At 68.4% G+C, this 7,402-nt stretch carries 5 protein-coding genes; 3 read left to right on the forward strand and 2 right to left on the reverse strand.

Annotated elements, in window-relative coordinates; genetic code table 11:
• Positions 1-494: 494 nt before the first annotated feature.
• On the forward strand, positions 495-1,562 hold the full coding sequence (locus D183_RS0105070) for an NAD(P)-dependent alcohol dehydrogenase (protein WP_017908042.1): 1,068 nt from the start codon (positions 495-497) through the stop codon (positions 1,560-1,562).
• Between the two features lie 315 nt (positions 1,563-1,877).
• Here D183_RS0105070 and D183_RS0105075 read toward each other — a convergent pair whose 3' ends face one another.
• Both D183_RS0105075 and D183_RS0105080 read right to left on the reverse strand, forming a co-directional pair.
• Positions 1,878-3,620, reverse strand: a complete 1,743-nt coding sequence (locus tag D183_RS0105075) for a M28 family metallopeptidase (RefSeq protein WP_017908043.1) — start codon at positions 3,618-3,620, stop codon at positions 1,878-1,880.
• An 81-nt stretch (positions 3,621-3,701) separates the two neighbouring features.
• On the reverse strand, positions 3,702-4,364 hold the full coding sequence (locus D183_RS0105080; protein ID WP_017908044.1) for a hypothetical protein: 663 nt from the start codon (positions 4,362-4,364) through the stop codon (positions 3,702-3,704).
• A gap of 103 nt (positions 4,365-4,467) precedes the next feature.
• Here D183_RS0105080 and D183_RS0105085 point away from each other — a divergent pair, with 103 nt between their 5' ends.
• Both D183_RS0105085 and D183_RS0105090 read left to right on the forward strand, forming a co-directional pair.
• Positions 4,468-5,778 (forward strand): murein hydrolase activator EnvC family protein, encoded by a 1,311-nt coding sequence (locus D183_RS0105085; RefSeq protein WP_441365279.1) that lies wholly within the window; start codon positions 4,468-4,470, stop codon positions 5,776-5,778.
• Positions 5,779-5,882: 104 nt separating this feature from the next.
• The gene (locus D183_RS0105090; RefSeq protein ID WP_017908046.1) at positions 5,883-7,382 is read left to right on the forward strand and encodes a S41 family peptidase; all 1,500 of its coding nucleotides are present in this window, start codon (positions 5,883-5,885) and stop codon (positions 7,380-7,382) included.
• The last annotated feature ends 20 nt before the right edge of the window (positions 7,383-7,402 follow it).

A 7,402-nucleotide genomic window follows, 5' to 3' on the forward strand; every position in this document is an offset into this window, starting at 1 on the left:
TCACCCCAACCCCTCTCCCGGGGGGAGAGGGGCTTGGTTCCTCCACGGCCTCCTGGGCGTCTGTTGTCGATAAGCGGCAACCCGGCCTACGAGCATCTGCCTGCCAAGGCCTACTGCACGATCGAACCGACTCTGCGTCCAAAGTGGACAGAGCATGTAAGCGATCCTGTGACTGGTCATTGGACGCATTACGCGCACTTCCTGGTGCGCGTTTTTCATCGATTGCAGATCCGCTCACGTGCAATTTGCCGATGAATGCCGATCAGCGCGTCCACATGTCACCGTCAAGTGCATTGGCGTTCAGCCGAACATGTGCGCCAGTCCGCACTCGGTGAGGCGTTTTGACGACGCGCATCGCACCGTTCCATGTGGCGATGCGCGCCTTTCATGCCCCGCCGCTTAGACTTTTCCACCTCAGGCGACCGCGTAGGCATCGATTGCTCTACATGCGCCCCGCCCTTCGGCCCCTTTCACCCACCACGAGGCCTTTCCCCATGAGCCAAGCCAATGGATACGCCGCCAAGGCATCCGATCAGCCGCTGACCCCGTTCACCTTCGAGCGCCGTGCGCTCGGTGCGCACGACGTCAGTATCGAGATCCTCTACTGTGGCGTCTGCCACTCGGATCTGCATACCGCCCGCAACGAGTGGCACAACACTCAGTACCCGTCGGTGCCGGGCCATGAAATCGTCGGTCGCATCACCGCGGTGGGCGATCAGGTCAGTGCCTTCAAGGTCGGCGATCTTGCCGGTGTCGGCTGCATGGTCGACAGCTGTCGGCATTGCGCTTCCTGTGCCGATGGCGAGGAGCAGTACTGCGAGAACGGCTTCGTCGGCACCTACAACGGTCCGATGTTCGGCGGCGAGAACACGTATGGCGGCTACTCCGATCACATCGTGGTCGATGAGAAATACACGCTGCATATTCGCCACGATGCCGAGCAACTGGCGGCGGTGGCGCCGCTGCTGTGCGCCGGCATCACCACGTATTCCCCGCTGAATCACTGGAAGGTCGGCCCGGGCAAGAAGGTCGGTATCGTTGGGCTGGGCGGCCTCGGGCACATGGGCGTGAAGATTGCCCATGCGATGGGCGCGCACGTGGTGCTGTTCACCACCTCGGCCGGCAAGCGCGAGGACGCGCTGCGCCTGGGGGCGAGCGAGGTGGTGGTGTCGAAGAATGCCGAGGAGATGGCGGCGCACACCAACAGCTTCGATTTCATCCTCAACACCGTCGCGGCCCCGCACGATCTGGATGCGTTCCTGACCCTGCTCAAGCGCGACGGCACCATGACCCTGGTCGGCGCGCCGGCCGAGCCGCATCCGTCGCCGACGGTGTTCAACCTGATCATGAAGCGGCGCCAGTTGGCCGGTTCGCTGATCGGTGGCATTCGCGAGACGCAGGAGATGCTGGATTTCTGCGCCAAGCACGGCATCGTGTCCGACATCGAAACGATCGAGATGGCGCAGATCAACGAGGCCTACGAGCGCATGCTCAAGGGCGACGTGAAGTATCGCTTCGTCATCGACATGGCCAGCCTGGGGCAGGCCAAGCAAGCGGCCTGAGCCGACGGCGACCGTGGCGGTCAGCCGCCGCGGTCACGTCATGCGGCATCGTCATCCCATGAAAGCCCGGGCAGCGCATGCCCGGGCGTTTCTGTAGCGGTAGCTCTCGTCGCGGCCGAAGTGCTCTACGCGTGGGCTTCCGATCGGCATTCGAGGCGCTCGAAAGACGTCCGGCGACCGCGCACCACTGCGTGCGGTAAGCGATCTGCACGAGGTGGTGGCAGCGACGATGCACGGTGCGCCGCGCGACCGATGGGAGGCAGAGACGACAACGGCGCCGAAGCGCCGCTGCCATGAAACGAAGGAAGCCGCCGCCTACTTGCCGGCGGCAGGTTCGGCCGCGGGCAACGACGTCGGCCTGCCCATCATCTTGTCGCGTGCGGCCTTGAACGGATTGTCCGCGTACCAGTTCGGCCAGCTGTCGCCGGCGGCCAGTTCCTTGCCGACGCCGTACACCGCCTGCAGGTCGTCCATCACACCGTCGAGCTTCCAGGTCGCCGGGTCGTACTCGTCGGCTGGCGTGTGGTAGCGCTTGGCGTACTCGGCTGCCGCACGGCGTCCTGCTTCGATGCCACCGTCGACCAGGTCTTCGCCGCCGTCGATGTACAGCGCGGGCACGCCGGCCTTGGCGAAGTTGAAGTGATCCGAACGGAAGTAGAACCCGCTCTGCGGCGCGTCTTCGGCGTGCAGCACGCGGCCTTGCGCGGCCGCGATCGGCTTGAGCAGGTCTTCCAGCTGTGAGCTGCCGAACCCGTTGACCACCAGGTCCTTGGCGCGCCCGGCCACCGGCATCGCATCCAGGTTGATGACGCCGGCGATCTTGTTCAGCGGGAAGGTCGGATGCGCCACGTAGTACTTGGAACCGAGCAGCCCAGATTCCTCGAGCGTCACCGCCAGGAAAACCACGGAACGCTCGGGCTTGGGCTGCTGGTGTGCGAACGCCTCGGCGATTTCCAGGATGCCGGCCACGCCGGTGGCGTTGTCGACCGCACCGTTGTAGATGTTGTCGCCGGGCTCGCCCTCGTGCTTGCCCAGGTGATCCCAGTGCGCCATGTACAGCACCGCCTCGTCGGCGCGGCTGCTGCCGGGCAGCACCCCGACCACGTTGCGCGAGGTCTTTTCGGCAATGGTGCTCTTCAGGTCCACCGAGAGCTTGGCCTTTAGCGGGATGGGCTTGAAGCCGCGCTTGCTGGCGTCCTTGTAGGCCTGCGCCAGGTCCAGGCCGGCGTCGGCGAACAGCTGCTTGGCCGCCTCGGCGGTGAGCCAGCCCTGCACCGGAATGCGCGGCTCCGGATCGTCCTTCGCCGGCAGGTCGTACTGCGCGCCGGACCAGGAGTTCTTGACCACGTCCCAGCCGTAGCTGGCGCCGGGCGTGTCGTGCACGATCAATGCGGCGGCAGCGCCCTTGCGCGCGGCTTCCTCGAACTTGTAGGTCCAGCGCCCGTAGTAGGTCATGCGCTTGCCTTCGAACAGGCTGCCATCGCCGGTGTGGAAGCCGGGGTCGTTGACGAACATCACCACGGTCTTGCCCTTCCAGTCCTGGCCGGCATAGTCGTTCCACTTCTGCTCCGGCGCGTCCACGCCGTAGCCGACGAAGACCATGTCGCTGCCATCGAGCTTGACCTCGGGCTGGCCGGTGCGCGTGCCCACCACCATGTCGGTGCCGAAGGCCAGCTGCCGCGCTGCGCCGTCGTGGGCGATGGTGAGCATGGTGCCCGGCGCCGCGGTGGTCTCGGTCATCGCCACGTCCTGGAACCAGCTGTCGCCGTTGCCCGGTTGCAGGCCGATGCGCTGCATCTGGTCGCGGATGTAGCTGACCGTCTTGTCTTCGCCAGGCGTACCCGGACCGCGGCCTTCGAAGGCATCGGAGGACAGCGTCTTGACCAGTTCGGCGAAGTCCGCCGGTGCGATCCCGGTGGAGAACGCGTGCGTGGGCGCCGCAGCGGGTGCGGGCGCCGCGGCCGGTGGCGCGATGTCGGCGGCTGGGGCGGGCGCTTCGCGTTTGCACGCGGTCAGCGCCGCGGCTGCGGCCAGGCACAGCACGAGCTTGCGGGACATGGGGGCTCCTGATGGCGAGGGAACCCCGGATTCTATAGGCAAGCCGCACGCGCCCGGGCGGGCGCGTCGTCGCGGCACGGCTCAGTTGTTCGGCGCGGTGTCGCCGTCGAAGGGTAGCGCGGTGGCGCCGGTGATCGGCCCGGTCTTGGCGCTGCGGTGCACGTACAGGGTCACTTCGCGCTCGAAGCGCAGCGGGCCGTCCACCACCGCACGCGGGCCGACGATGACCCGTGGCTTGCGCGTCGGCTTGAACGACATGCTGAAACTGGGCTTGTTGATCGAAATGCCGCCACCGACATGCGAATCGTGGCCGACGGTGATGTCGCCGTTGACCGTCTCGATGCCCTTGTCCAACTGCGTGGCGACCAGGCCGATGCTGCCGTTGACGCTTTCGATGCCGCCGCCGACGCGGCCGCCGCGGTCGACGAAGATGCCGCCGTTGACGGTTTCGATGGAACCGGCGACCTGTGCGCGCTCGCCGAGGGTGATGCCGCCGTTGACCGTGGACAAGCCCTTGGTCTGCGCGCCGTCGGCGACCTTGACGCTGCCGTTGACCGTTTCCACGCTGCCCACCTGGGCGCCAGACTGGACGGTGATGCTGCCGTTGACCGTTTCCAGATCGCCGTACTGCTTGCCGGCGTCGGCGGTGATGCTGCCGTTGACCTTGCTGATGCCCTCGCCCGCGAACGCCGGGCCGGCCGTCAGGGCCAGCGCCAGCACAACCGCCAGATGCATGCGTTTCATCCTTCACCTCCCGGGCGCCGGCGATGCGGCCGCAATCAATCGTGGGGCGATCACAACACGCTTCGCTACAATCCACACCTGCCTGAAGTCACTGGACCCTCGCTTGCCCGCAGCCGCGCCTGTCCCATCGCATTCCGCCGCGCCCCGCGCGGCCGAGCGGCGTGCGCCCGTGCACTGGCGCGGCCTTGTGCGCCGCCTGCTGGCGCTGACGTGGCTGCTGACCGCCGGGGTGGCCGCGGCGCAGAACCCGCGCGAGGCCGAAAAGCGCCTGGAGAAGGTGCGCAACGAACTGAAGAGCGTGGCCGAGGAGCGCCGGCAACTGGAAGGCAAGCGCGGCGACGCCGCTCGCCAGTTGCGCGAGGCCGACGAAAAGGTCGCCGTCACCGGCCGCAGCCTGGCGCAGACGCAACAGGCGCTGCAGCGGCACCAGCAGACCCTGGCCGAGCTTGAGCGCAAGCGCGATGGCCTGCGCAGCGGTTTGACGCGGCAACGCGCCGAACTGGCGCAACTGCTGCGGGCGGCCTATGCCATCGGCGGCAATGCGCCGCTGAAGCTGTTGCTGGCGCAGGACCGCGTGGCCGATGCCAACCGCCTGCTGGCTTACCACCGCTATCTGCAGCGCGAGCGCGCGCAGCGCATCGCCACGCTGACCCACGAGTTGCAGGCGCTGGAACAGGTGCAGCGCGAGGTCGTCGAACAGAAGCAGCAACTGAGCGAGGCCCAGCGCCGCCAGCAGGAACAGGCCCAGGCGCTGCAGCGCGACCGCAAGCAGCGCGCCAGCGTGGTCTCGGAGCTGGACCAGCGCTACCAGGACCGCAGCGAACGCGAGAAGGCGCTGGGCCAGGATGCCAAGGCGCTGGAAACCCTGCTCGCCAACCTGCGTGCCGCCGCCGCCCGCGCCGAGGCCTCGCGCCGCGCCGCGGCCAGGCGCGAGGCGGCCGAACAGGCGGCGCAGGCCAAGGCCGCGGCGAAGGCCGGGCGTGGCGGCGGCAAGATACCGCCCAAGGTGGTCGCCTCGGCACCGCCGCTGAAGGTCGGTGGCCTGGGCTGGCCGCTGTCGGGCGACCTGATCGCGCGCTACGGCGGCAGGCTGCCCGATGGGCGTACCAGCAGCGGCGTGCTGATCGCCGCGCCCGCCGGCAGCACCGTCACCGCGGTCGCCGACGGCACGGTGGTGTTCTCCGACTGGATGACCGGCTACGGCATGATCCTGATCGTGGACCACGGCAACGGCTACATGAGCCTGTACGCGCACAACGACACCCTGCTGCGCGACGCGGGCGCCAAGGTCAAGCGCGGCGATGCGGTGGCCAAGGTCGGCAATTCCGGCGGCCAGGGCCGTCCGGCGCTGTACTTCGAACTGCGTCGCAATGGCCAGCCGGTGGATCCATCGTCGTGGCTGCAGCGCCGCTGAGCCACGCGGCCGCGACGCGTTCAACGCGAATTTAGCTCGGCTTCGCGCATAATCCGGACAACCGCGCCGTGCACGGTGCGGGTCTTCCCCAATCGGAGTGCTTCATGCGCGTAGTCCTGTCCGCAGCCCTGTTGCTCGCTCTGGCGCCGCTGCCGTCGATGGCGCAACGCGCCGAGGCGCAGACGCCCACGGCCCCGGCGGCCAGCGCCGACGATCCGGATTCCACCGAATCGGCCAGTGCCAAGGTGCCGCTGGACGAGATCCGCCGCTACGTGGCGGTCTACAACGCGGTGAAGGAAGCCTACGTCGATCCGGTCGACGACAAGAAGCTGATGCAGTCCGCCATCCGCGGCCTGCTGCTGGACCTGGATCCGCACAGCACGTATTTCAGCAAGGAAGACGCCGAAGCCTTCGACGAGCAGACCAGCGGCGCCTACGACGGCATCGGCGTGGAGCTGCTGCAGCTGCCGGACAACACGCTCAAGGTGGTGTCGCCGATCGACGACACGCCTGCCGCGCGCGCCGGCCTGCGCTCGGGCGACATCATCATCGCCATCGACGGCAAGCCGATCAGCGCGGTCAAGGCGATGGAGCCGCTGCGCGGCGAGCCGGGCAGCAAGGTCGTACTGACCATCGCCCGCGACAAGGTCGCCAAGCCGTTCGACGTGACCCTGACCCGGCAGACCATCCGCGTGGCCAGCGTGCGCAGCCGCATGCTCGAACCGGGCTACGGCTACATCCGCATCAGCACCTTCCAGGCCGACACCGGCGCCGATTTCCACAAGCAGTTGCAGCAGTTGCAGGCGCAGGCCGGCGGCAAGCTGCGCGGCCTGGTGCTGGACCTGCGCAGCAATCCGGGCGGCCTGCTGACCGCGGCGGTGCAGGTGGCCGACGACGTGCTCGACAAGGGCACCATCGTCAGCACCCGCGGGCGCATCTCGGTCAGCGATTCCAAGTTCGACGCCACCCCCGGCGATCTGCTCAACGGCGCGCCGATGGTGGTGCTGGTGGATGCCGGTTCGGCCAGCGCCTCGGAAGTGCTGGCCGGTGCGCTGCGCGACAACAAGCGCGCGCGCATCGTCGGCAGCCGCACCTTCGGCAAGGGATCGGTGCAGACCGTGCTGCCGCTGGACAACGGCGACTCGGTCAAGCTGACCACGGCGCGGTACTACACCCCCAGCGGCAAGTCGATCCAGGCCAGCGGCATCGTGCCCGACGTGGTGCTGCATCCGGAGGCCAGCGCGGACGATGCCGACAAGCCGGCGGCGATCGCCGACTACAGCGAAGCGACCCTGCCGGGCCACCTGCATGGCGACGACGAGGGCGCCGAGGGCTATACCGCCGGCGACGTACTGCCGGGCGACGGCCCGATCGCGCAGGCGCTGGCCGAACTGAAGCAGCCTGGCGCCGTGGCGCGGGCGGCTGCGGCGGCACCGGTCGGCAAGGGCAAGGCCAAGCCGGCGCACAAGCCGGCGGGCGCGGCGCCGAAGGCCGCCCCGGCGAAGCAGCCGGCGGCGGAACCGGCCAAGCCCGAGCCTGCCAAGCCCGAGTCCGACAAGAACGGCTCCGACAAGACCGGGCCTGCGCCGGCCTCCGGTACCTGAGCCGACGGCGGCCCGCCTCG

Origin of the sequence: Xanthomonas sp. SHU 199 (assembly GCF_000364665.1) — a bacterium.
Taxonomy (GTDB): Bacteria; Pseudomonadota; Gammaproteobacteria; order Xanthomonadales; family Xanthomonadaceae; genus Xanthomonas_A; species Xanthomonas_A sontii.